The sequence below is a fragment of the Atopomonas hussainii genome, assembly GCF_900109735.1.
Lineage (GTDB): Bacteria > Pseudomonadota > Gammaproteobacteria > Pseudomonadales > Pseudomonadaceae > Atopomonas > Atopomonas hussainii.
In genome coordinates this window covers 209,533-232,884 of the sequence record NZ_FOAS01000001.1, presented here as the reverse complement: position 1 = coordinate 232,884, position 23,352 = coordinate 209,533, and the positions used below count along the sequence as shown (strand labels likewise).

The following is a 23,352-nucleotide window of genomic DNA, read 5'->3' as shown; positions in this document are numbered from 1 at the left end:
TTTATTGTTTGCTTGTGTGGAGAAAAGAGTTGCCGAGTTCTCCGCCCAAAAGCTCACATATCACTTCACCTTGCTTGCCAAAAAATCACCGAAGGCTTTACATCGAAACGCAGCGTTGCTTAGTTAGAAAAACAAAAAATCAATGTCACTAGACACTACCCGCCCTCCACCCCAAAAGTCCATTGCCACAACAGCCATCAAGCATGGCTGCTCAGCCAACCACCCTTGACCTTCCCCCAAGGTCAAACCTAACACTGCGGCAACTAGCCAAGATGAGGAGCCACCCAGTGCGAAATGTCATTGCCACGTTAGTTATCACCGGGGTTGCGGTTACCGCAGCGGCAGCGGGTGTGGTGTTGTCCGGGGCGATTAATGTCGGGGCCGATGACCCGCACAGTGATGTGGTGCACCAGATCTTAGGAGTGGCGCGCGAGCGTTCCGTGGCGCGGCGGTCGGCGGGGATTGCGGTGCCGCCGTTGGATGATGCCGAGTTGATCCGCCAAGGCGCGGGTAACTATCAGGCCATGTGTATTGGCTGCCACTTGGCGCCGGGCGTGGCGGTGACCGAGCTAAGCCAAGCGCTGTACCCCGCGCCGCCGAATTTGGCCACGGCCAACCCGCCGCGCGACCCGGCGCAAAGTTTTTGGATGATCAAGCACGGCATTAAAGCCAGCGGCATGCCGGCGTGGGGCAAGAGCATGGCCGATGAGTACATCTGGGGCATGGTCGCGCTGTTGCAGCGTTTGCCGCAGTTAAGCGCCGAGGAATACCAAGCCTTAGTGGCTAGCAGCGATGGCCATCAACACGGCGGCGGTGAAAGCGCCATGCACGACCACACTGGCAGTCATCACCCACAACCTGATCACACCGACCACGCCGAGCACGCGGCACCAGCCGCGCCGGCGGCTAACGAGAACAGCCACGTGCACCCCGACGGTAACGTTCATCAGCACTGAGTAAGCTGCGTTTGCGCATGGCGTGAGCCAATACGGTGCGGCATAGCGTGCGCTGCACGCATGCAGTGCGTGGTGCACTGAAGGATCGAACGAAAAACCTGCGCCGGGCCCTTGGCGCAGTGATTGCTTGCATTGCGACTTGTCTGTTTTTTGACTTTTAATGTCGCCGTCACAAAAATGCAGCCTCAGGTCGCCAAGCTGTACGGCGAGTGATCAATGCTGCGCCGAGTTCAGCCTGGCTTGGCGCGCTCTGCAATGGAAGGCATATGTATATCGGAAAAGCAGCAGAGCTGTCGGGTACGACCATCAAGTCGATTCGTTATTACGAAGACATCGGCTTGCTGCCCCAGCCCAAGCGTGAAGGAAAATACCGGGTCTACGATCCGGCCAGTGTCGAAGTGCTGCGCTTTATTAAGTGCGCTCAGCAGTTGGGCTTCAAGCTCAAGGAGCTGCAGCATATCTTGCGTGACTACACCGGCGGACGTTTCCCCTGGGACTTGGCCCAAGCCGAGATTCAGCGCAAGAAGCGTGAGATCTGCACGGAAATCCTCCAGCTAGAAACGGTTTTTAACGCCCTAGAGGTGTTCGAGGAAGACCTGCAAGCGTCGCGGCACGAGTGCCCGCTGGAAGCCGAAGCTCTTGAGCTGAAAAAAAAACGCCAGTCTGCGTAGGCCTCAGTTGCTTATTGCAGCGCATGTTGCGGCGTTATGTGCCGGCGGCGGCCAGTTCGCTGGAGCGCTGTGCATTACACCGTGGTGTGGCTGGCCGCTTATCCCGGCGCTTGGGGATAAGCGGCAGCAGCGCACGGTTTAGCCCTCGCTAACTAAGTTGCCAGCAGGACTCAAGACCACTTCGTTTGGCGCGTTAAGTGGGCGGACGGCGGCAAAGAACCACGGTGCCACTAAGGTGATTACCAGAATGGTCATGATGCCGCTGATCAGCAGGGCCAAGGCGACCAACATGCCCAGGTCGATAATTGGCTTGTAGTCGGAGAACAACAAGGCCAAGAAGCCGACCGAGAAGATCACCACGTTGACAATCGTCGAGCGCCCCACGCTGTGCATGGCGCTAAGAATGGCCGCGTCGATAGCTTGGCCGTGCTCGACGTAGCGCTTGATGCGCGACAGCAAGTGCACCGCGTAGTCGACCACGCCAACCACTAGGAAGGTCACCAGTGCGGTACCGATATTCAGCTCGATATCGAACAGGTACATGCCGGCGTACAGGCTTACCGAGGTGCATAGCAAGGTCAGCATGCCGAGCAGGCCCAAGCGTACCGAGCGCAGCCAGAACATCATCATCCCGCCGACCACCAGCATGGCCAAGGTGAAGCTCAGCACTTGGCCACGGGTGATCTCTTGCAGCACGCCGGTCCAGATTACGGGGGTGCCGGCGTGGGTGATTTCCAGATGCGCCGGCTTGTTCTCGGCCAGCCAAACGTCGAGGCGGTCGAGCAGGCTCTGGTAATCGCTGGCCACCGAGGAGGTCATGGTGAACAGGGTCAGGGCCTTGGAGTAGTCGGCGTTCAGCACGTTGGTCAGGTCTGAGCCGCCGCCGTTTTCAAACAACATCACGTGTTGGGCGATCAGGTCGTTGCCGTCCACTTCAAATTGCTCGATTTGGCCGTCGTCATCGCGGCTGCGTATTGTCTCGCGCGGGCCGGGTACACGCAGATAAGCGGGCTGCATATCGTTAAGCACCAGATTCATGCGCTTCACATAGGTAGCCAGCGAGTAGCCGTAGCTGATATCCGGTTGTGCGCGCAGGAACTGGTCGAGCTTGTCGATGAAGGCCACCACTTCAACGTCCAGCACACCGCGTGGTTTTTTGCTGTCGATGGCAATCCAGCCGGGGGCGGTGCCAGCGACATGGCGGTTAATGAATTCATCGGAGATGCGGATGGCGCTGTCTTCTTTGAAGTAGGCGATGCCCGAGTCTTCGATTTTGACGTTAAAAGTCAGCACGGTAGCGACGGCCATCAGCGGTAGCAGCACCAGCAGAGCCAGTTTACGCCGGGCAATCAGGCGGCCGCACAGGCTAACCAAGGCAACGGAAATAAGCGAAGGCTTGCTCGCTGCTGCCGCTTGCGACTTGCTGTCACGGCCCCAGAGGCTAATCCACGCGGGAATCAGGATCAGCGAAATCAACAAGGCCACGGCCAGCCCCACCGACATGAAAATGCCGAAGTTACGGATGCTGACGATGTTGGTCATGGTGGAGATGACGAAGGTGGCGATGGTGGTCATGGTGGTCAGCACCACCGGCATGGCCATCAGGCGCATGGTTTCGCGGTTGGCTTCGCGGTTGTTTAAGCCGGCTTTTTTCTGCTCGTAGTATTCGGCCATCACGTGCACGGCGTCCGAGCAACAGATGGTGAACAGGAACACCGGCAGCACGCTGGTCAGCAGGTCAATCGGCACATCCAGCAAGGCCATGCAGCCTAGCGTCCACAGGGTGCAGAGCATGATGTTGGTCAGCGGCAGCACGACGCCTAAGGTCTTGCGGAAGAACACCAACAGCAGCGCGGTGATCAGCAAGAAGACCACCGGAAACAGCACGGCCAGGTCGTGGTCGATGATTTCTTGTTGGGCGCCGATGAAGATCGGCATGCCGGCGATAAACACCTCGTCGGTGAACTCGGGGTGCTCGGCTTGGTAGTCGGCGACGATCTTGCGGAAGATCTGGTAAGCACGTAGCTGCGCTTGGGCGTCATCTTGTTTGGTGCCGAGTTCGGCAACCAGCAGGGCGACGGTTTTGTCCGTTGAGATCACGCCGTTGAGCATCAGCTCGTTGTTCATGATCTCGCTTTCGACCTCGGCCGGGTTCATGTCATAGGCGCGCAGGGTCTTGTGGATGAGGATTTCGCCATCCTGACTGAGCAGGATGTTTTCCAGATCGCCCATCGAGGCCATCTCACGGATGGGGTTAACCCGTTCGGTGAGAAAGTCGAGAAATTGCCGGTCTTGCGGGTGCCATGCTTGGGCATGGGCGTGGTCGCGCAGGGCTTGCAGTTGGCGGTAGTCGTTTTGGCTGAGGCCCTCGGCCTGAATGTCGGCAAACAGTTGCTGCGCCTGCTGATCGGCAGGGTGTTTGGCCAGCAGGTTGGCCAACTGCTGGGCATCTTGCTCGTTGCTTAGCACCACCAAGCGCGCGGCTTGCGAGAGGGCGTACAAGGCATTCAGCGAGGTGCGGTTGAACACTCCCTGCGGGTTATGCAGTGACACCATCACCGAGTCGAAGGTGCCGGTGAATTCTTGCTGCAAGTCGATGATGGTTTTGCGTGCCGGGTGGGTGTCTTTGAGCAGATACGGGTTGGTATCGGAAGTCAGTGAGCCCAGCGCATAGGTGAAGTAGGCGGTGATGGCGAACAGCAGGAGCAGCAACGCCTTGGCATAGCGCTCGACAAAATCTAAGTAACGTTCCATGTGGACAATCCCTGCTTAGCGGGCGGAGGTTTGCAGGGCGCTGACATCGCTGGCTTTCAAGCCGCGACGCAGGGCGCTCTGGGTGAACAGGCGGTCTTCCAGCAACACGTTGTAGCGCAGGTCGGTAAAGCGCATTTCTGAACGGGTGCCGTCGATGAAGTGCTCGGTTTCACTGAGGGTGATGCTGTCGATGCCGTCGATGGTGCTGACTTCTTTGGTGCGCATCTGCTTGATCAGCACATCTTTCACGTCATAGAAGTTTTGCTGCATGACCAAGTGGTTTTGCTTGTCGATCCACACCTTGAGCTTGTTGTAGCCGGTCTTGGTGAGAATCGCTGGCGACGCAGGCTCACGCTCGATCACATAGCAGTCGCGGCCTTGCAGGGTTTCTTCGCCGACTAAGGTTTGCCGGTAATCATTGACGCGGATTTTGTCGAGGTCGGCGTAGGTGTAGTCGCTGCCCATAAACGCGCCGCGCTTGTCGGTGGTGGAGATGCGTCGGGTCTGTCGGCTGATCGGCAGGTACATCCACTGGCTGTCTTCTTGTTTTAGGGCTTCGTGGGGGTTTTCGATATGAAAGGCCACGTTGCGCACATCGCTGGGCGAGCTAAAGAACATGCTGAATTTGTCGCTGTCGGCATAGTCTTTTTGCAGGTAGGTGAAGTCGCGTACGCGGCTGTTGCCTTGCTTGTCATGCAGGATCAATGACACCTGCGAAATAAAGCTGTGACCGTCGTGACGGTCGCGGGCCTGCTGCATGATTTGTTCGGCATTGGGGGCGTTTTCCGCGTGGACCACACTGCTGATCAGCAGGCAGGAGGTAACGCAGAGACGCTTGAGTGAGGGTGACATGTGACTCTCCTTGTAGTGTTTGGGCTCGGGGTTAAAACAGGTAGCCGGCAGACAGGCGCACTTGGTCGTGCTGGCGGTAGCTGCCGAAGGCTTGCTCGCGGTTGCCGAAGAACAGGTCGATCTCCAGCCCTAACTTGAGCCAGTCAGCGGGCTTGTAGGTGAAGATGCCTTGCAGCAGGGTGTTGTCGTCGGCTGGGGGCGAGAAGGCCATCACTAGGCGGGTTTTCAGCCGGTCTTGCAGATGGCTGCCTTCGCCAGACAGAGTGAACAGGCGGTCGCGCTCGGGGGTGAGCATGCCCGGCTGCCATTGCAACAGGTGCTGCTCTTGCCACTGTGCGGAGAGCAACCAGTCGCGCCACAGGTAATCCACGCCCAGCAAGCCCTTGAGCATGTTGCTCTGGTCGCTGCCGTGGCTGCGGTAAGGGTTGGTGACTTGCCAGTTGTCGAAGTAGGCCAGCTCGCTGCGAATCACCAAGCTGTAGCCGGGGTCGATGGCGATGCCGCTGCCGAGCATGCTGTAGCGCGGATGGCGCGCCTGCACTTGGCTGCGGCCATCGGCGGCAATGCCGGTGATGGCATATACCGGGTCTTGCTGGCGGCTGTTGAGGCCGACCACGCTGACGTCTACTGAGCCGAGCTGACCGTTGGCGCTAAGCCCATAGGCGAACTTTTCGCTGCCGTGGTACTGCTCGCTGCGCTGGGTTTCGAACAGGCTCGGATCGGGGCGGGTAAACACTGGGCCGTCGAATTCGCTGCCTTCGGCGGGCCAGCGGTTGGCTTTGCTGTCGGTAATCCACAGGGCTTCCAGCTCCCAGTCACCCAGTGGGTGCACGAGGCGCGCCATGGGCAGGGCGATGCGGCTGTCTTCCAGCAAGGCGGTGAGGCCTTCGCGGTAATCCAACGGGTTGACCTGATCGAGCACGCGCAGCTCGTCGGCACGCCCCCATACCACTTGCTGCCAACCTAAGGTCAGCTCGCCATCGCCAAGGCGATGCCCCCAATACAGGTGGCGCCAGTCGGCGGTGAAGCGATAGTCGTCGCGGGCGGCATCGCTGTAGGGTTGATCGCCTTCGTAGCGCGCGTCGTAGCGTACGCGCGCTTTGGCTTTGTAGAAGCTGTCGCCCCACGAGTCTTCTAGGCTCGCCTTCAGGTACAGCTGTTTCTGCGTAATGGCCTCGTCGCCATGCAGGCGCACGGCGCTGGCTAGGCCAACTTCGCCATCCCAGTAATCCGGCTGCAGGTCGGCCAGCGCGGCGGCGCTGCACAGGCTGAGCACGCTCAGTAGAGCCAATCCACGTGGCATGCTCACATCCCCAAACCAACGCCGCCGTCGAGCAGCAGGCTTTGCGCCGTCAGTGCGCCGGCTTCGGGGCTGATCAGGTAGCGCACCAGCGCGGCCACTTCGGCGCTGGCAATAAAGCGCCGCAGCGGCAGTTTTTTCCGCGCATTGCGTTGGATTTGCTCGGCGCTGAGCCCGGCAATCTTCGCTTGCATGGCCAACTCTTGTTGCAGCATGGGGGTATCGACCCACGCCGGGAGGATGGCGTTGACGGTGATCTGCCGAGGCGCTAAGTCCAGTGCCAGCGCTTTGGTCATGCCGACCATGCCGTGTTTCGAGGCGCAGTAGGCGCTGTTGCGCACCTTGCCAGCGCGGCCGAGGATCGAGGCGATATTGATGATGCGTCCGTGATCGGCCATCAGCGGCACGCACAGCGAGGTGACGTAGAAGGTGCCGTTGAGATTAACGTCGATCACCCGTTTCCAATTGATCAGGTCTTCCGGCTCGTTCTCGTTGCAGATGCCTGCGCTGTTGACCAGCACATCCACGTGGCTGATGCGCTGGCCGAGCTCGTTAAGCAGGCTTTGCAGGCTCTCTAGGTTGCTGATGTCGACGGCATGCGCTTCGATCTGCGCCGGCCATGGCTGGCTGTCGACCCAGCTGCACAGGTGGTCGAGATCCATATCGAGGAGGATCAAACGGTGTGCGCTGTCGGTGGCCAAATCTTCGGCAATCGCTCGGCCAATGCCTTTGGCGGCGCCGGTAATCAGAAAGGTGCGTGGTGTACTCATGGCATTTTCAACCCGCCGTTGAGGGCGATCACTTCGCCAGTGAGGTAGTGCGCTTGGGCGATAAACAGCAGCGCTTGGGCGATTTCTTCGGGTTCGGCATAGCGTTTAACCAGCAAACGCTCGTGGATGGCCTCGGCTTGGCTAGCCACCAGCGCGGTGCTCATCTCGGTATTAACGATGCCCGGGGCAATGGCATTGACGCGGATATTGCGCGGCGCCAGCTCGACCGCCAGAGCGCGGGTCAGCGCCTCGACACCGCCTTTGGCAGCGGCGTAGTTGCTTTGCCCTTTGCCGGGTTTCTGCGCCGCCACCGAGCTGAGGTTGACGATGCAGCCTTGGCGCTGGCGCAGCATGCTCGGCAGCACTTGCTGGCAGCACAGCAAGGTGCCGATCAGGTTGGTTTGAATCACCAGTTGCAGGTCAGCCAGCGGCATGCTGGCGAGTAAGCCATCGCGGGTGATGCCGGCGTTGTTCACCAGCAGGTCGATGCGCGGGTATTGGCTTTCGATCTCGGCAAAGCAGTGCTGAATGCTCGTTGGCTCGGCGATATCGCAGGCGTGCGCGCTGAAACTGGCCTGCGCGTAAGCGCAGCGCAGTTCTTCCAGCAACGTGGCGGCGGCGACGTGATCGCGCTGGTAGGTAAACGCCACCTGATACCCCGCGGCGGCTAGGCTGCGCACGATGGCGCGACCGATGCCGCGGCTGCCGCCAGTGACGATGGCAATGGGCTGAGTCATGGGCTGTCCTTACAGAGAGTTAGCAGTTTTGAATTGCGCCAAGCCGAAGCCATGCGCGGCGGCCAGGGCGCGGATCTGCTGCACCTGCTCGCGGTCGATATCGCCGTAGGAGAAATGCTGGCGCGTGCCGTTTAGGCCCATCAGCACCGACTCGGCCATGCAGGCGTACAACTGGTCGTGCTGCAGATAGGCGCGCACATGCGCGGGCAGGCCATCGCCGAGCGGGGTCTGCATGATGCCGCCGTGCATGTAGAGCACGTCGGGGCGCTGTGTGCCGATGCTTTGCACCACGTTGAGCGGCACGGCGATGTCGCACACCACGCTGTTTTCGGCGAAATGCTCGGCGCCCAAGAACGGCTCAGCGGCATTCGCCGCGCACAGCACGATGCGCGCCTGCTGCAAGGTGCTGAGGTCGTTGCTCAGGGTGATGAAGGGCGTTGCGTTGGCATGCTGGGCGACGAACTCGAATACCTGCTTGCCCAGCGCAGGGCTGTTGGCATGCTCGGCCAGTAAGCGATCGAAGCCGCTCAGGCGTTGCAGGCGGTCGGCCAAGATATCGTCATGGGTGTTGCCTTGCAGCACCGCGCGGGCGGCGTCGGCGTAGATCAGCTGGGCGGTTTTCTCCAGTCGGCGCAGCGAGCCATCGCGACCGCTGCCAATCAGAATTAACTGGTCGACCTGGCGCGACAACAGCGAGGCATAGGTCGAGGCGATGTTGCCAGCGGCGCCTACCACAGCAGCGGTTTCGCGGTTCAGTTGCAGGCCTTGTTGCTGGCAACCCTGCTCAATGGCTTCCAGGCCCATGCCGATGGTCAGTGCGTTGCCTGAGGTGAGTGCCACGTCATTGATCTGTAGTGCTTGCGCGTTATTGGTGACGATCGAGGTGTACATACCCAAACCGGCCACCCGGCAGCCGTCGGCGCGGGCATCTTTGATGCGCTCGCTGATCTCGCGGCGAATCGGCTCCAGATCACCGCTGGCCAAGTAGGCCGACATGGCGTTGGAGTCCATGCACAAGGGGTACAGGCTGAACTCCACGGCGGTGCCTAGGCGCGAGCGGATCAGTACCGGGCCAATCGGTGCCGAACGCCGTTCCGGCGCCATGCGCTGAATAAAGCTGCGTTTTTGTTCGGGGCTCAGTGGCGCCAGCGAGGGATCAACATCGCTGAGCATGTCGGCGTCGATCAGGTGGTTGATAAACGCCACCTTAGTCACCACCGCCGGGTGCGCGTTGAGCGCTGGGGCGGCGGCGGTGCTGAACTGCTCGCCACGCTCGGCCAGTTGCGGAATCTGATCGGCGCACACGCCTGCGGCCAGCGGCAGCGAGTCGCGGCGGCGCAAGTGTTCGCAAACCCGCTGCAAAGCGCCGATCAGACGATCGATCTGCGCCAAACTGATGCACGCCGGTGGCTCCAGGCGGATAACGTTGGAGTTACTGCCCGACGGCGCCACCCGCAAGGCTTCGTGTTGCAGCAGGTAGCCGGCGATGATGTAGCCCAGCGCCTCGTTGTATTGCGCGGAGATCTGCACCAGCGAGCCGGTTTTGCTCAGGTCGTGCAGTTCGACGCCGAGCAGCAGGCCGCGGCCGCGCACATCGGCGATCACCTCGGGGTAAGCGGTGTGCAGCTCTTGTAGCGCGCTTTTCAGGTAGGCGCCTTTGTGGGCGATGTCCTTGAGCATGGCGCCGTCGTTGGCTTGCAGACGCCGCAGGGCGCTGAGGGCGATCTGGCAGGACACGTCGTCTTCGGCAAAGGTCGAGCTGTGGATATAGCTGAAGTCGGGCTGGTAATGGCTGGCGCGAATCAGGGTCACGGCGATCTTCGCCAAACCACCGCCGAGCGCCTTAGATAAGCAGTAGTAATCGCCTTGCAGATTGAACTGACTGCTCGCCAGCAGGCTGCCGGCACGGCCGAAGCCGGCCTGCACTTCATCGATGATCAGCGGGCATTGCAGTTGGTTGCTGAAGCGCCGCACGCCCAGATAAAACTCGGCGGGGAACTCATTGATGCCGCCTTCGCCTTGGATCGGCTCCAGCAGCACGGCGGCGATGCGCGACTGCGCATGGCGCACCAATTGCCAGCCTTCTGCACAGGCTTGCAGGCTCAGCCAAGCTTGCTGGTGGCGTTGTTGCAGCTGGGCAAACTGCTCGGGCTGCGCCGGGTCGAGGAAATCGACCTGCAGGCCGAAGCGTGCAAACGGCTGGCGGTATTGCTTGCCGTGGGTCAGCTGCACGGTATTCACCAGCTTGCCGTGGAAGCTGCGTTTAAGGGCGACGAACACCGGCGCACTTTGCAGCACTTGCAGGTTGTGTTGGCGCAGGGCTTCAGCCAACTGGCGCAGCGTGGCGCTGTCCAGCGAAGCCGGCAGTAGGCCGGCGGGTATGTCGAGGCTGGCTAGATCGAGCAGTTGATAGGCCTGCTCGCCGCTGCTCAGCTGTGCCAGTTGGTAGTCCAGCGCATCGAACTGTTCTTGTAATTGCTTCTGTCGGCAGTATTCGGCGTGCTTGACGGCAATCTCTACGGCTTCGGCGCCGCTATTGGAGAAGGTGCTGATGTAGCGCTCGCGGTTGTTTAGCTCGGCATTCAGCGCATCGCTCAGGGCATGCGCGAGCTCGCCAGCGGCGCCGCGCACCGACATCTGGGCGTTGAACGGGATCTGCGCTTCGAGCAATTGGCAGTATTGGCTGACGAACTCGGGGTCGTTATGGCCGAACAGCGCGGCGCCGTAACCGCCGAGAAAGTCATCCACGGCGACTTCGGCGCCGTCGGCGTTGCGGTAAAACAATTGACTGCCGCTGGCGCGATGAAACTGCTGCTGCAAGCCCAGCGCCTGCATCAGCTCAACGTATTTGGGGCGAACGTAATCGCGGTAATCCATGACAAGCACTTCCTTTGAATTAGGCACTAAGCGGGTGATAGGTCAGGTGGTAACAGGCACTGAAACCGTTGCTGTCGCGGTTCAGCACGGCAGCGCGGCGCAGCACAGCCGGCGTGCTGCGCTGGCGGGCCAGTGGCAGATCGTTAGCGACTGGTTGCTCTAGGCCGCAGATCGCTGGCACGCATTGCGCCTCGAGGCTGCGCCGCGCTAACAGCACATCGACCAAGCTGGGCGCGCCACTCAGACAGCCGGTCAAGCCTTGGCTGGCGCTGATTTGCTTGGGTGCGATGCGCCGCAGGCTGGCGCATAAAGCGCGGTCGTCGTTCGGTTGCGCGCGGCTGCTGCACCACAGCACGTCTGGCGCTTGCGGTAGTGGCAAGCGGGCAAAGTCGGCGTGGCCATCCAACGCATCTAGGGTGACGTGCGGGCCTGCGGGCAAATCGGCTTGGCGGCGCAGCACCAAAGCCACCGCGCCGTCGCCGCCGATGGCGCCTTGGGCGTTGGCATCGAAGGGCTGGTAGTGGGCGTTGCCGTTGTGGCTGATCGCGCCCCCATGGGCCAGCTTGGCGAGGGCCAGTGGGTCTAGCTCGCTACCGGCGGCCAGCACCAGCGCAACATCCACGCGGCCTGCCTGTAAGGCTTCGCAAGCGGTGCGCAGGGCGGCCAAGTTGCCGGACACGCCTTGCATAAAGGCGTTGCACTCGCCTTGCAGTTGCAAGTTAAGGCTGGCCACGCCGGGCAGGCCGTTACTTAGGCTGGTGAGCACTAAAAACGGGTTCAAGGCGTTATCACGCAGCACCCGGCGGCTCAGTTGCACGGCGTCGAGGCCGTGCGCCTGGCGGCATTCCCGCAGTAGCTCGTGGTAGGCGTCCAGCGCCGGGTGGGTGTAACCGCCTTGGCTGCAATACAAACCAAAACGCAGTGGGCTGTTCGCGGGCTCCAGTTGTGCTTCGTTGAGTGCTTGTTGCAAGGCGCTCACCCCCCAGACCACCGCCGGGGTGCTGTAGCGGCGCAGATTAGGGGCTAAATCGGCCAAGCTGCGTTGATGCGTGGCTGCGCTGATTTGTCCGTAGGTAGGTATTTTGCGGCTGTGCAGCAGTGGGCTGTCGAGGGCACTGATACCGCTTTGTGCTTGCTGGGCGGCTTGCCAGAGCGCCGCGCTGCCCCAGCCGGTGGCCAGCACGCAACCGGCGCCGCTGATGGCGATGGCTGAAGTGGCGGGGCTCATAAGCGTGCCTCCACATATTTGCCGACCACCAGCGCGGTGTTCAGCCCGCCGAAGCCAAACGAGTTACTCAGCGCGTAATGCACCGGCTGGTCTACGGCTTGGTTGGCGCAGTAATCCAGATCGCAGTCTTCACCGGGGTGCTGCAGGTTGACGGTTGGCGGGATTCGATCATCGCGACAGCTCAACGCACTGCAGATCAGCTCGGGTGCGCCGGCGGCGGCAATCAAATGGCCAAATTGCGATTTGTTGGCGCACACGCGCAGGCGTTGATAGTGCTGCTGTTCGGCAAACACTTGCTTGATGGCTAGGGTTTCCGTGGCGTCGTTGAGCGGTGTGGAGGTGCCGTGGGCGTTAACCAGGTCGATCTGTGTCGGCGCCAGTTGAGCATCGGCCAGCGCCGCACGCATGGCCAAAATGGCCCCGCGGCCATTCGGCTCCGGAGCGGTGACGCGGTAAGCATCTAAGCTGCTGCCATAGCCGAGCAGCTCGGCGTAGGGGGTGGCGCCGCGCGCCAGGGCGTGCTCAAGGGTTTCCAAGACCAAGAAGCCACCGCCTTCACCGGCCACCAGGCCGCTGCGATCACGGTCGAACGGTCGGCACAGGTCGGCGCCCCAGCGTTGCTCGCTGCTGGCCGCGCCAAGCAGGTACAGCGCGCCTAGGGTATCCAGATTCAGCACCGAATCGGCACCGCCGGCCACGGCCACCTGTACCTCGCCACGACGCAGCAAATACAAGGCATTGCCGATTGCCTGCGCGGCGCCGGCGCAAGCGCTGCTGATGTTCAGTACCGGGCCGCAGCAGCCAAAGTCGTCGGCAATCACGCGTGCTAGGCGGTCATTACTTTGCCGGAAGGTGCCTTCGTGATGCAGCGCCGCGCGTTGCGCGAACAGCGTTTGCCAGCTTGGCGCTGCATCGCCGTTTAAGCTCAGGCGCATGTCGGCGAGCATGTGTTGCGGCGCACCAGAGGCGGTCAGCACGGCGGCGTGTTGCAGGGCGCTGGCGTTAAGACCGCTGTCGCGTACCGCCTGACTGGCGGCGATCCAACCAAAGCGCGTGCGGCGTTCCAAGTCGGTGTGCCAAGCCGGGTGCTCGGCCAGCTCCGTGGGCAGTTGTTGCATATCCACTGGTGCGGCATAACGCACTGGGAAGCTGTCGTCGCTGAGTTCTTCCGGCTGCCAAGGGCGGACGCAGTGTTCGCCTTTAAGCATGCGCTGCCACAGGCTGGGCCATTCGAAGCCGAAGCCGGTGACGGCGCCCATGCCGGTGATGACTATCCGTGTGCGGCTCATGCGTGGGCCTCCTGAGGGCTAAGGTGCAGTAGCAACAGACCGAGGTGGCCCTGTCGGCTGTGACTGCACAGCAGCACATAGCGCGCTTGTTGCGCGGCGGTGTGGCTGGGGTGGGCGCAGGCATAGGCGATGTCGGTCAGCGGGCTGCTGGCGCCGAGGTCGCCGGTGTGGCTGCGGCTGCTGTGTAAGCGGCAGCCGGGTAACAGGGCCTGTAGCAGCGGGTCGCTGGGGTCGGCCACCACCAGCGCTAAGTCGCTCAATTGCAGGTGCGCTTGGCTCAGGCAGGCGGTTAGCCGCTCTTGGGCAATGGCCAAGGCATCTGCCCCAACAGGGCAATAGGCGCGCACGCAGTGCTGCACGCTGATCTGCCAAGCGTCGGCACTCGGCTGCTGACTAAGTAGCAGCGCGGCGGCACCTTCGCCCAATGGTGTGAGCGGTGGCTGGGCTTCTTCACGCAGGTACACGGCGGGGGTCAGGTTAGGACTGCTGCTGATCACCAGCGCACTGTCGGCACGGTCTTCGCGCAGGAGTTGCCACGCCTCGTAGAGCGCGTCGAAGGCGGCGCTTTCTTGCGCGCAATAACCGGCCATCGGGCCGTGACAGGCGAGGGCTTCGGCGACATAGGACATCACGCTGCTGTTGAGCAGCGTCAGCGCATGCAGCGGTGGGGTGTTGTTGAACAGGCTAGCCAAGAGGGCGTCGGGGTTTTCGCCCAGTGCGGCGATGGCATCCCAGCAGGGACTCGGGGCATCGACTTCCGGTAATGCCGCGCACAGGGCTAAGCGTTCGGGGGCGCTTGGCAGGGCCTGTACGGCGGGCGCCAAGCGGGCTACGCAGTCGAGCAGGCGCAGGCCTTGGTCTTCGACGCTGCGCTGAATCTTACGGTCGTAGAGGCGGCGCTCAAGCGCTGGGGTCTCGACGTGAAAGGCGGTTATTTGGTTAGCAAAAGCTAACGGGCTGGGTGTGGGCGCGGGGCCGAACAAAGCGTCGACGCTGTTACCGGCGGCATTCAGCAGACTGCTGGCCTGTAGGTAAACCGCGCGGGGAGCTGGTTGGGTCATGGTTTAGGCTCTCCCTAGCACGATGGCGCTGTTGATGCCGCCAAACCCGAAGGAGTTGGACAGCACGGTGTTGACGGTTTGCGTTTGCACTTGGGCGTGCAGGTTCAGGTGCGGGTATTGCGCGCCGTCGGCGTGGTAGTTGAGTGTCGGCAACTGCACGCCGTGGGCGATGCTTTGCAGCGACAGCACCGCTTCGATGGCACCGCTGCCAGCCAGCGAGTGGCCAACGGCAGACTTGTTGGCGGTCAGCTGCAGCTGCGCGAGGTGGTCGGCAAACACTTGCTCCAGCGCCAGGGCTTCACAGCTGTCGTTAACGGCGGTGGAGGTGCCGTGCAGATTGACCTGATCAATCTCGCCGGGCGTTAGGCCGGCATCGGCCAGTGCCGCCTGCATGCACAGGGCGTATTTACTGCCGTCGCGGCTACTGGAGGTCATCTTCTCGGCTTCGCAAAGGTTGGCGTAGCCGAGCACTCGACCCAGCGATACGGCTTGGCGCCGTTCGGCATGCTCGCGGGATTCCAGCACCAACATCGCGGCCCCTTCGCTGAGCACAAAACCGCAGCGATCACGCATAAACGGCCGGCTTTGCGTGTCTGCGGGCCAATCGCCCTTCGCGCACAAGGCGCCGAGGCTGCTGAACATGTAGTAAGGCAGCTCATTGGCCATCAGTTCGGTGGCGCCACACAGGGCAATATCCAGATGACCGTCGGCAATCGCGCGGTAAGCGCTACCGATGGCCATGGTGCCGGCGGCACACGCATCGGCGTGGGTGGCGATGTGTTGGCCAACGCCTAAGTAGTCCGCTAGGTGTTGGGTTTGCTGATCGACCCGCCAGGCGAAAGGTTCGCGCTGGCTGCTCGGGTGATCGAGGTAGGCATCCAGATCGACGCGGCCGTGGGCATCAAAGTACTGGCTAACCACGTCGAGCTCTTGGGCGCTGGCACAGTATTTATTGGCGCCGATAAACAAGCCGCTGCGTGGCTTGGCTAAGCTCTGCCGGTCGAACTGGGCATGCTGCAGGGCCTGCTCGGCGACATATTGCGCCAGCGCGGCCTGACGCGGCTGGCCGCCGCAGGGTTGCTCCAGCGCGGCATAGATGGCTTGCCACTGCTGACTATCGAGATAGCCAGCGGCGGTGTTGGCGAAGCCTAGCTCGACGAACAGCGGATGCGCGCGAATGCACGATTGTTCCTCACAGAGGCGGGTAAACAGCGCCTGGGCATTGAGTGCCATAGGCGCTACTAGGCCGTAGCCGGTGACGTGAACTTCGCGGGCCAGCATGTGACCTCCTAGGCTGGCTCGCCGGCTTGTGTGGCCATAAAACCCGCAACCAGCTGGCGCGAAACGTCATCGCCATCCAGTGGGGTTAGGCGGCCGCTGCAGTCACCACACACCACTTGTTCACGCTCGTTGACCGCTGCGTGATGCGAGCCGCATTGCGGGCAGGTATCGGGTAGGTAGTTGAACAGGTTGTGGCACTGCTGCGCCCAGTTGCGCACGGTGGTTTGCGCAAACACTTCGGTGGGCTTCATGCCGACGCGCAGTTGTTCGGCGCTGTAAGCGCTAAGACTGTTGCGCAGCAAGGCCACGCCGCTGGCGGTGAGGCCTTTGTTTTCGACGAGGCCGTCGAGGTCGCCATTCAGTTCGCTGGCGTGCTCCAGTACGCTGGTTTTGGGCAGGGTGCAGCCGTACTTACGACCCAGTTGGAAGCTCAGGTCAACGATATCCAGCGAGTCGGCGGACAGGTCATCGACGATGCGGTGATCAGCTTCGACTTCGTCCAAGTCGAGTGCCAAAAGTTGAGCTAGGATGCTACGAGTGCTGGTGATGACGGCGTTCAGATCCAGTGGGTTGTTCATATCAACTCCTTTTTATGAGCCATACACGAGGTGAAAGCGCTGCGCTCTAGCGCGGGGCATTCACGCAGCCCGGGCACGCTAAAGTCTCTCCTTAGGGGGAGAGTCAACCCTTGCGAGGGCATTTGGCGCTAAACGGTCGTGGCACTGCGGTCTAGCTCACACAGCAGAGCGAAAATCCCGGTTTAGAGGGCTTGCGGCATGGCGTATCTGATCAGCAAATACCTGATTACAGCCGGTTTAGTGGTGCTGGTTTCTGAGCTGGCCAAGCGCAGTGATCGGCTGGGGGGCTTATTGGCGGCGCTGCCGCTGGTCACGGTGCTGACGCTGATTTGGCTGTATGTCGAGCAACAGCCGCTGAGCAAGATTGAGAACCACGCGTGGTACACCTTTTGGTATGTGCTGCCGACCTTGCCGATGTTTTTAGTCTTTCCCTTTTTGCTGCCGCGCTTGGGCTTTTGGTTGGCGTTGTTGGCTTGCTGCGCGATCACCGCGTTGTGCTTTCTTGCCTTGGCGTGGGCATTACGGCTGTGGGGCGTGCATCTGTATTGATGGCGGGTTTTCGCCACGGTAAAGGCTGCTTTTGGCGGATATCCGCCAGCTGTTCTGACTAAACACCCGCGCTAGAGCGTTGCAGGCGCTGGCACAGGCCCTGCAATAGCCCATCCCGTCGAACAACAAATCCAACACGACTGGGAGAAACCCTCATGCGTTTAGCCAAGCGCCTCGGCCTGTTTGCGGCTGCTGCCACCCTCACGGCCAGCACCGCAGTACTCGCTGCACCGACCTTTATTAACATTCTTACCGGCGGCACCAGCGGTGTGTATTACCCCATTGGCGTGGCCTTGTCGCAGTTGTATGGCGAGCATATCGACGGCGCTAAGCCCTCGGTGCAGGCCACCAAAGCCTCGGTAGAAAACCTCAACCTGCTGCAAGCCGGGCGCGGTGAGCTGGCCTTAGCGCTGGGTGATTCGGTGGCCGATGCGTGGGCAGGCGACAGCGAAGCAGGCTTTAAAGCGCCGCTGAAGAAGCTGCGCGCGATTGCCGGCACTTACCCCAATTACATCCAGATCGTTGCCAGTGGTGAGTCGGGCATCAAGACGTTGGCTGACCTCAAGGGCAAGCGCATTTCGGTGGGTGCACCGAAGTCCGGCACCGAGCTAAACGCCCGCGCCATCTTCAAAGCGGCGGGCCTGAGTTACGAGGACATGGGCAAGGTGGAGTTTCTGCCTTACGCCGAGTCGGTGGAGCTGATCAAAAACCGCCAGCTGGATGCCACCTTGCAGTCCGCCGGTTTGGGCATGGCGGCGATTCGTGATTTGGCCTCGGTGATGCCGATTGAGTTTGTCGCCGTGCCCGCTGACGTGGTGGCCAAGATTGGCAATGCCGCGTACCAGCCGGCGAGCATTCCGGCCGGCACCTATGAAGGCCAAGACGCCGACGTGGCCACTGTGGCGATCACCAATATCTTGGTTAGCCACAGCGGTGTGTCGGATGAACTTGCCTATCAAATGACCAAGCTGATGTTCGACAACTTGCCGCGCTTAGTCACCGCGCACTCGGCGGCCAAAGACATCAACCTCGCGGCTGCCGCGCAGAGTCTGCCGATTCCGCTGCATCCGGGGGCGGAAAAGTTTTATCAGGAGCAGGGCTTATTGCCCTAAGTGCCGGGGCAGTGCTGCGTGATGGCGTAGCGCATTAACCCCGCCCTTGCCGAGCGGTGAGGAAGCGCCGGTTTCTCTCGTCCGGTGCTCTGCTGGGCAAGGGTATTTTTCTTCAGGCGGGCAGGCTGGGTTTCTAGCCTGCCGGCACTAGCTCCGCGAGTGGCGTATGTCTGCACCTGCTAACGATCTTGAGCAAAGCCCCGCACAGTGGCCCAAGGCGCTGTTTGCCGTGGCGTTGTTGTTTTCTGTTTTTCAAATTGTCACGGCGGCCTATCACCCGGTGTCGACGCAGGTGCTGCGCTCGGTGCATGTGGGTTTTTTGCTGCTGCTGATTTTTCTCTGCTACCCGCTGTGGGGCCGTGCGCGGCCGTGGCGGCCGCTAGCGTGGTTGCTCGGTTTGGCCGGCATGGCCACCGGGCTGTATCAGTGGTGGTTTGAGGCGGATTTGATTCAGCGCAGCGGCGAGCTGACCGACCTCGACATGCTCACCGGCCTGCTGCTGATTGGCTTAGTGTTTGAGGCCGCGCGCCGCGTGATGGGCCCAGCACTGCCGCTGATTTGCGCGGCGTTTTTAGCCTACGGCCTGCTCGGGCAATACCTGCCCGGCGACTTGGCGCACCGCGGCTATGGCCTCGATCAGGTGGTCAATCAGCTGTCTTTCGGCACCGAGGGCCTGTACGGCACGCCCACCTATGTGTCGGCCACCTATATCTTTCTGTTCATTCTGTTCGGCTCGTTTTTAGAGCAAGCGGGCATGATCAAGCTGTTCACCGACTTCGCCATGGGCTTGTTTGGCCACCGCTTGGGCGGCCCGGCTAAGGTGTCGGTGTTTTCCTCTGCATTGATGGGCACCATCACCGGCTCGGGCGTGGCCAATGTGGTCACCACCGGCCAGTTCACCATTCCGCTGATGAAGCGCTTTGGCTACAAACCGGCGTTTGCCGGTGGCGTGGAAGCCACGGCGAGCATGGGCAGCCAGTTGATGCCACCGGTGATGGGCGCGGTGGCGTTCATCATGGCGGAAACCATCAACGTGCCGTTTGTGGAGGTGGCCAAGGCGGCGCTGGTGCCGGCCTTGCTGTACTTCGGCTCGGTATTTTGGATGGTGCACTTAGAGGCCAAGCGCGCCGCGCTGGTCGGCCTACCGAAAGACCAATGCCCCAACCCATGGGCGGCGCTTAAGCAGCGCTGGTACCTGTTGATTCCGCTGTTGGTGCTGATTGCCTTGCTGTTCTCCGGGCGCACGCCGCTGTTCTCCGGCACTGTGGGCTTGGCGCTCACGGCGATTGTGATTCTTGGCTCGGCGGTAATTTTGCGCGTGTCGGCGTTCAAGCTGCGCGTGGCCTTTTGGGTGGCCTTGGGGCTGATCTGCGCGGGCTTCTTTCAGCTCGGCATCACCTTAGTGTTCGCTGTGATCGCCGCGCTGATCGGCCTGTGCTGGTGGGTAAAAGGTGGCCGCGACACCTTAACCCTGTGCCTGCATGCCTTGGTAGAAGGCGCGCGGCATGCCGTGCCGGTGGGCATCGCCTGCGTGTTGGTAGGGGTGATTATTGGCGTGATCTCACTCACCGGCGTGGCTACGACCTTTGCCGGATACATTCTGGAGCTAGGCCGTGACAACCTGTTCCTCTCGTTGCTGCTGACCATGCTCACCTGCTTGGTGCTGGGCATGGGTATTCCGACCATTCCCAACTACATCATCACCAGCTCGATTGCCGCGCCGGCCTTGTTGGAACTCGGCGTGCCTTTGTTGGTCTCGCACATGTTCGTGTTCTATTTCGGCATCTTGGCTGACCTTACTCCGCCGGTGGCGCTGGCCTGTTTTGCCGCCGCGCCGATTGCTGGCGAGAAGGGCTTAAAGATCAGTTTGTGGTCGGTACGTATCGCCATGGCTGGGTTTGTCGTCCCCTTCATGGCCGTCTACGCCCCAGCGCTGATGTTGCAGGGGGATGCCGGCGTGCTGGCTACCCTGTATTTAATCGGCAAAGCCGTGCTGGCGATTGGTTTGTGGGGCATGGCGGCGATTGGTTATTGGCGTGGCGTGTTGCCGTGGTGGCAGCGTCTGCTCGCTTTGGCGGCCGGCGGCAGCTTGATTGTGGCGCTGCCGGTGACCGATGAAATTGGTTTTGCCTTAGCGGCCTGTGTGCTGGGCCTGCACTGGTGGCAACAGCGGCGCGCCGAGGCCGCCGCGTGCTAGGCCTGTGCATGGGTTTAGCCGGGGCCGTGTGGGCCGAGTTGCCGGTGGCCGAGTTCAGCTTGGCCTGGCAACACAGCATCGAAAAGGTGCGTTGGGAAGAAGATTACCGCGTCACGCCAGCCGGTTTGCAGCTGGGCTGGGCGCGGGTGAAAGGCAGTGGCGCCGGTATGGAAATCCCGGCCGACGCCACCCTACGCGAGGGAGCTTGGCATTACCTGCGCCAAGTGCCACCCTTGCAACCGCTGCGCTTGGGGCGTACCCCCGAGGCCGGCGATTATCAGCTATGCGTCGATGGACGCTGCCAAGCCCTCAGTGTTTGGCTCGGCCCGCCACAAGCGGCCGAACCGGCGCTGGAACTGTGGAGTTGCGCGGTGCACTCCCCCTGATTAGTCAGGTAAGTACGGCCACAAGCCGTGCTAGCCGCCCGCGTCACCTCGCGCGGCGTAAGAGGAAAACCCCCATGGGCCTTGGCCTGCGGGGGTTTTGTTCTTTTTGCGGGCTTAACGAGCCCTTAAGCGCGTTGGAATAACAACGGTAAGCCCTGACAGTCCTCTTGCACTCGCCCGGCGTGCCACGCCACTTGGCCGGAGACTAGCGTGGTGCGCACCGCATGGCGAAAGCGGCGGCCCTGGAAGGGTGTCCAACCGCAGTGCGCCAGAATCGGCTCGGCCTCTACCGGGCGCGGCTCGGCTAAGCGCTCAATCAAGGTCAGATCGGCCCAATAGCCTTCGCGCACATAACCACGCTGGGCAATGGCAAAGCGCTCGGCCACCGCATGGCTGGTTTTTGCCACTAAGCGCGGCAGGCTCAGCACGCCGTCGGCGACTAACTCCAGCAGTGCTGGTAAGGCGTGCTGCACCAGCGGCAAGCCTGCGGGTGCTTGCAAGTAGGGGCGCTGTTTTTCTGCAAGGGTGTGCGGCGCGTGGTCGGTGCCGATGATATCCAGTCGATCGCACAGCAGCGCTTGGCGTAGCGCCGCGCGGTCGCTGGTTTGCTTCACCGCCGGGTTGCACTTGAGCAAGTGACCGAGCGCGGCATAGTCGCGGTCATCGAAGAACAAGTGGTGGACGCAGACTTCTGCGCTGATCTGCTTGTTCGCCAGTGGGCCGGGTTGGAACAGGCTCAACTCGCGGGCGGTGGTCAGGTGCAACACATGCAACTGGGTGCCGAAGCGCTTGGCCAGCTCGACGGCCAGCTTGGAGGATTGATAGCAGGCCTCGGCATCGCGAATCAGCGGGTGCTGATCGGCGGGGATGTCGTCGCCAAAACGTGCTTGCCACTGCGCCTCGCGCTCGCGGATGCGCGGCGTGTATTCGCAGTGAGTAAGTAGCGGGGTGGGGCAGTCGCGAAACAGTCGTTCCAGCGAGGGCAAATCATCGACCAGCATGTTGCCGGTGCTGGCGCCCATAAACACTTTCACTGCCGCCACACGGTTGCGCTCGAGGCGCGCCACGGTGTCGAGGTTGTCGTGGCTAACGCCAAAGTGAAACGCATAATTGGTTTTCGCGCAGCTGGCAGCGCGCCGCTCTTTGGCCGCTAGCGCGTCTAGCGTGAGGGTGGCGGGGTGGGTGTTGGGCATGTCCATCACGCTGGTGATGCCGCCAGCTACTGCGGCGGCAGACTCACTGGCGAAGGTTCCCTTGTGCGGCGCGCCGGGGTCACGAAAGTGCACTTGGTCATCAATCATGCCGGGCAGCAGGTATTGGCCTTGGGCGTCGATTTCGCGCTTGGCCGCGCGCTGGATGCTGCTGGCGATCTGCTCGATACGCCCGTGGCTAACCAGTACATCGGCGTCGAACTCGCGGCCTTCATTAACGACCCGCGCGTTGCGAATCAGTACATCAGCCATTGGCGCTGCCCTCGTGGCTTGGTGCGGCGCAGTTGACGGTTAAGCCGTGCTGATCCAGCGTGTGATAAAAGCAGCTGGCACGTCCGGTGTGGCAGGCGCCGCCGTGTTGCGCAACACGCAGCAGCAGGGCATCGCCGTCGCAATCGAGGTGCGCGCTGATTAACCGTTGGCGGTGCCCGCTGGTGGCACCTTTGCGCCACAACTGTTGGCGCGAGCGCGACCAATAACAGGCCCAACCGCTGGTGAGGGTTTCCTCCAGCGCGGCGCGGTTCATCCATGCCAGCATCAGCACTGCGCCGCTGTCGTGTTGCTGAGCAATGGCGGCGATTAGCCCTGCGTCGTTCCACGGCAGGGCGTCGAGCACTTCAAGCAGTGGCCGCTGCGTGCCGGCAGCGGCGTATTCCAGTTGCTGCCACAGGCTCATGGCGCCAGTGCTGCTAACAGGGTGTCGAGGTTGTGGCGGAACATGCCCAGATAGCTGCTGGCCGGACCTTCGGCGGCGAGGGCGTCGGAATACAAGGTGCCGCCTACGCTGGCGCCGGCTTCTTCGGCGATTTGCTCAATTAAGCGCGGATCGCGGATGTTCTCGACAAACACGGCGCGCACGCCTTGCTGACGAATCTGGCGAATTAATGTGGCCACTTCGGCGGCGCTGGGCTCGTCGTGGGTGGTTAAACCCTGCGGGGCAATAAAGCGCAGCTGCCATGCTTGGCCTAGGTAGCCAAAGGCATCGTGGCTGGTGACGATAGTGCGCTGGCTGGCCGGCACGTTGGCAAAGCGCTGTGTGGCCTGTTGCAGCAGCACGTGCAGCTGCTTGAGGTAGGCATCGCGGTTGGCGGTGTAATGCCGGGCGTTGGCCGGGTCATGCTGGCTCAGCGCCGCGGCGATGTTGCGTACATACAGCTCGGCGTTGGTCAGGCTCTGCCAAGCGTGCGGGTCGGGTACACGCTGGCCGTCTTCGTCGGTCATCAGGGGCACAATGCCGCGGGTGGCTTCAATGTGCGCGGCCTTGCTCTCGCTGCTGGCCAGTAAGCGCGCGAGCCATGGCTCAAAGCCCAAGCCATTGCTGATCACCAGATCGCTGCGTTGCAGCAGGCGCGCATCGGCCGGGCTAGGTTCGAAGTGGTGGGCATCTTGGTCGGCGCCCACTAAGTTAGTCAGCTGAATATGCTCGCCGCCCACGGCGCGGGTTAGGTCGGCGAGAATGCTAAAACTGGTCACCACCTTGAGTGGTTCGGCGGCAGTAACGTTGCTGAGCAGCAGCAAGAGGCAAGCGATCAAGGCGCGCATG

The 23,352-nt window shown here is 61.7% G+C and carries 20 protein-coding genes; 6 read left to right on the top strand and 14 right to left on the bottom strand.

Annotated elements, in window-relative coordinates; translation table 11 throughout:
* The first annotated feature begins 287 nt into the window (after window positions 1-287).
* Together BMX80_RS01080 and BMX80_RS01075 are read left to right on the top strand one after the other, a co-directional pair.
* The gene (locus BMX80_RS01080) at window positions 288-956 is read left to right on the top strand and encodes a c-type cytochrome (RefSeq protein ID WP_074864233.1); all 669 of its coding nucleotides are present in this window, start codon (window positions 288-290) and stop codon (window positions 954-956) included.
* Window positions 957-1,222: 266 nt separating this feature from the next.
* Window positions 1,223-1,627 (top strand): MerR family transcriptional regulator, encoded by a 405-nt coding sequence (locus BMX80_RS01075; protein ID WP_074864231.1) that lies wholly within the window; start codon window positions 1,223-1,225, stop codon window positions 1,625-1,627.
* Window positions 1,628-1,765: 138 nt separating this feature from the next.
* On the opposite strand, the gene BMX80_RS01070 is transcribed toward BMX80_RS01075, so the two are convergent.
* From BMX80_RS01070 to BMX80_RS01020, 11 genes are read right to left on the bottom strand one after another with little or no spacing between them, the layout of a single operon-like run.
* Window positions 1,766-4,381, bottom strand: coding sequence for an efflux RND transporter permease subunit (locus BMX80_RS01070; protein ID WP_074864229.1), 2,616 nt, complete (start codon window positions 4,379-4,381; stop codon window positions 1,766-1,768).
* Window positions 4,382-4,396: 15 nt separating this feature from the next.
* Complete coding sequence (locus BMX80_RS01065; RefSeq protein ID WP_074864227.1) at window positions 4,397-5,233, bottom strand: outer membrane lipoprotein-sorting protein; 837 nt, start codon at window positions 5,231-5,233, stop codon at window positions 4,397-4,399.
* A 31-nt stretch (window positions 5,234-5,264) separates the two neighbouring features.
* Window positions 5,265-6,536: a DUF1302 family protein gene (locus tag BMX80_RS01060; protein WP_074864225.1), complete on the bottom strand. Its 1,272-nt coding sequence runs from the start codon at window positions 6,534-6,536 to the stop codon at window positions 5,265-5,267.
* 2 nt (window positions 6,537-6,538) lie between these two features.
* Entirely contained in the window at window positions 6,539-7,303 is a 765-nt protein-coding gene (locus BMX80_RS01055; RefSeq protein ID WP_074864223.1) for an SDR family NAD(P)-dependent oxidoreductase, read from the bottom strand.
* Window positions 7,300-8,040, bottom strand: a complete 741-nt coding sequence (locus BMX80_RS01050) for a 3-oxoacyl-ACP reductase family protein (protein WP_074864222.1) — start codon at window positions 8,038-8,040, stop codon at window positions 7,300-7,302. The genes BMX80_RS01055 and BMX80_RS01050 overlap by 4 nt, the downstream gene beginning before the upstream one ends.
* Before the next feature lie 9 nt (window positions 8,041-8,049).
* Window positions 8,050-10,917: an aminotransferase class III-fold pyridoxal phosphate-dependent enzyme gene (locus BMX80_RS01045; protein ID WP_074864219.1), complete on the bottom strand. Its 2,868-nt coding sequence runs from the start codon at window positions 10,915-10,917 to the stop codon at window positions 8,050-8,052.
* 19 nt (window positions 10,918-10,936) lie between these two features.
* A complete protein-coding gene (locus tag BMX80_RS01040) occupies window positions 10,937-12,145 on the bottom strand; it encodes a beta-ketoacyl synthase N-terminal-like domain-containing protein (RefSeq protein WP_074864218.1) in 1,209 nt (402 codons plus the stop codon).
* Entirely contained in the window at window positions 12,142-13,434 is a 1,293-nt protein-coding gene (locus tag BMX80_RS01035) for a beta-ketoacyl-[acyl-carrier-protein] synthase family protein (protein ID WP_074864217.1), read from the bottom strand. The genes BMX80_RS01040 and BMX80_RS01035 overlap by 4 nt, the downstream gene beginning before the upstream one ends.
* Window positions 13,431-14,495 carry a hypothetical protein gene (locus BMX80_RS01030; RefSeq protein ID WP_074864215.1) on the bottom strand — a complete coding sequence of 355 codons (1,065 nt, stop codon included), beginning with the start codon at window positions 14,493-14,495 and terminating at the stop codon, window positions 13,431-13,433. Before BMX80_RS01030 ends, BMX80_RS01035 begins: the two co-directional genes overlap by 4 nt.
* A gap of 3 nt (window positions 14,496-14,498) precedes the next feature.
* Complete coding sequence (locus BMX80_RS01025; RefSeq protein ID WP_074864213.1) at window positions 14,499-15,776, bottom strand: beta-ketoacyl-[acyl-carrier-protein] synthase family protein; 1,278 nt, start codon at window positions 15,774-15,776, stop codon at window positions 14,499-14,501.
* An 8-nt stretch (window positions 15,777-15,784) separates the two neighbouring features.
* Entirely contained in the window at window positions 15,785-16,354 is a 570-nt protein-coding gene (locus BMX80_RS01020; protein WP_074864211.1) for an acyl carrier protein, read from the bottom strand.
* Window positions 16,355-16,552: 198 nt separating this feature from the next.
* On the opposite strand from BMX80_RS01020, the gene BMX80_RS01015 reads away from it, so the two are divergent.
* From BMX80_RS01015 to BMX80_RS01000, 4 genes are all read left to right on the top strand, one after another.
* Window positions 16,553-16,903 (top strand): DUF3147 family protein, encoded by a 351-nt coding sequence (locus BMX80_RS01015; RefSeq protein WP_074864208.1) that lies wholly within the window; start codon window positions 16,553-16,555, stop codon window positions 16,901-16,903.
* A 155-nt stretch (window positions 16,904-17,058) separates the two neighbouring features.
* On the top strand, window positions 17,059-18,015 hold the full coding sequence (locus BMX80_RS01010; protein WP_074864207.1) for a TAXI family TRAP transporter solute-binding subunit: 957 nt from the start codon (window positions 17,059-17,061) through the stop codon (window positions 18,013-18,015).
* Between the two features lie 166 nt (window positions 18,016-18,181).
* Window positions 18,182-20,212: a TRAP transporter permease gene (locus BMX80_RS01005; protein WP_074864205.1), complete on the top strand. Its 2,031-nt coding sequence runs from the start codon at window positions 18,182-18,184 to the stop codon at window positions 20,210-20,212.
* Window positions 20,206-20,598, top strand: a complete 393-nt coding sequence (locus BMX80_RS01000) for a DUF1850 domain-containing protein (protein ID WP_074864204.1) — start codon at window positions 20,206-20,208, stop codon at window positions 20,596-20,598. The genes BMX80_RS01005 and BMX80_RS01000 overlap by 7 nt, the downstream gene beginning before the upstream one ends.
* A gap of 125 nt (window positions 20,599-20,723) precedes the next feature.
* On the opposite strand, the gene BMX80_RS00995 is transcribed toward BMX80_RS01000, so the two are convergent.
* From BMX80_RS00995 to BMX80_RS00985, 3 genes are read right to left on the bottom strand one after another with little or no spacing between them, the layout of a single operon-like run.
* Window positions 20,724-22,061 (bottom strand): dihydroorotase, encoded by a 1,338-nt coding sequence (locus BMX80_RS00995; RefSeq protein WP_074864202.1) that lies wholly within the window; start codon window positions 22,059-22,061, stop codon window positions 20,724-20,726.
* Window positions 22,054-22,485 carry a phosphoribosyl-AMP cyclohydrolase gene (gene hisI / locus BMX80_RS00990; protein ID WP_074864200.1) on the bottom strand — a complete coding sequence of 144 codons (432 nt, stop codon included), beginning with the start codon at window positions 22,483-22,485 and terminating at the stop codon, window positions 22,054-22,056. Before hisI ends, BMX80_RS00995 begins: the two co-directional genes overlap by 8 nt.
* On the bottom strand, window positions 22,482-23,351 hold the full coding sequence (locus BMX80_RS00985) for a metal ABC transporter substrate-binding protein (protein ID WP_074864198.1): 870 nt from the start codon (window positions 23,349-23,351) through the stop codon (window positions 22,482-22,484). Before BMX80_RS00985 ends, hisI begins: the two co-directional genes overlap by 4 nt.
* Window position 23,352 lies beyond the last annotated feature (1 nt).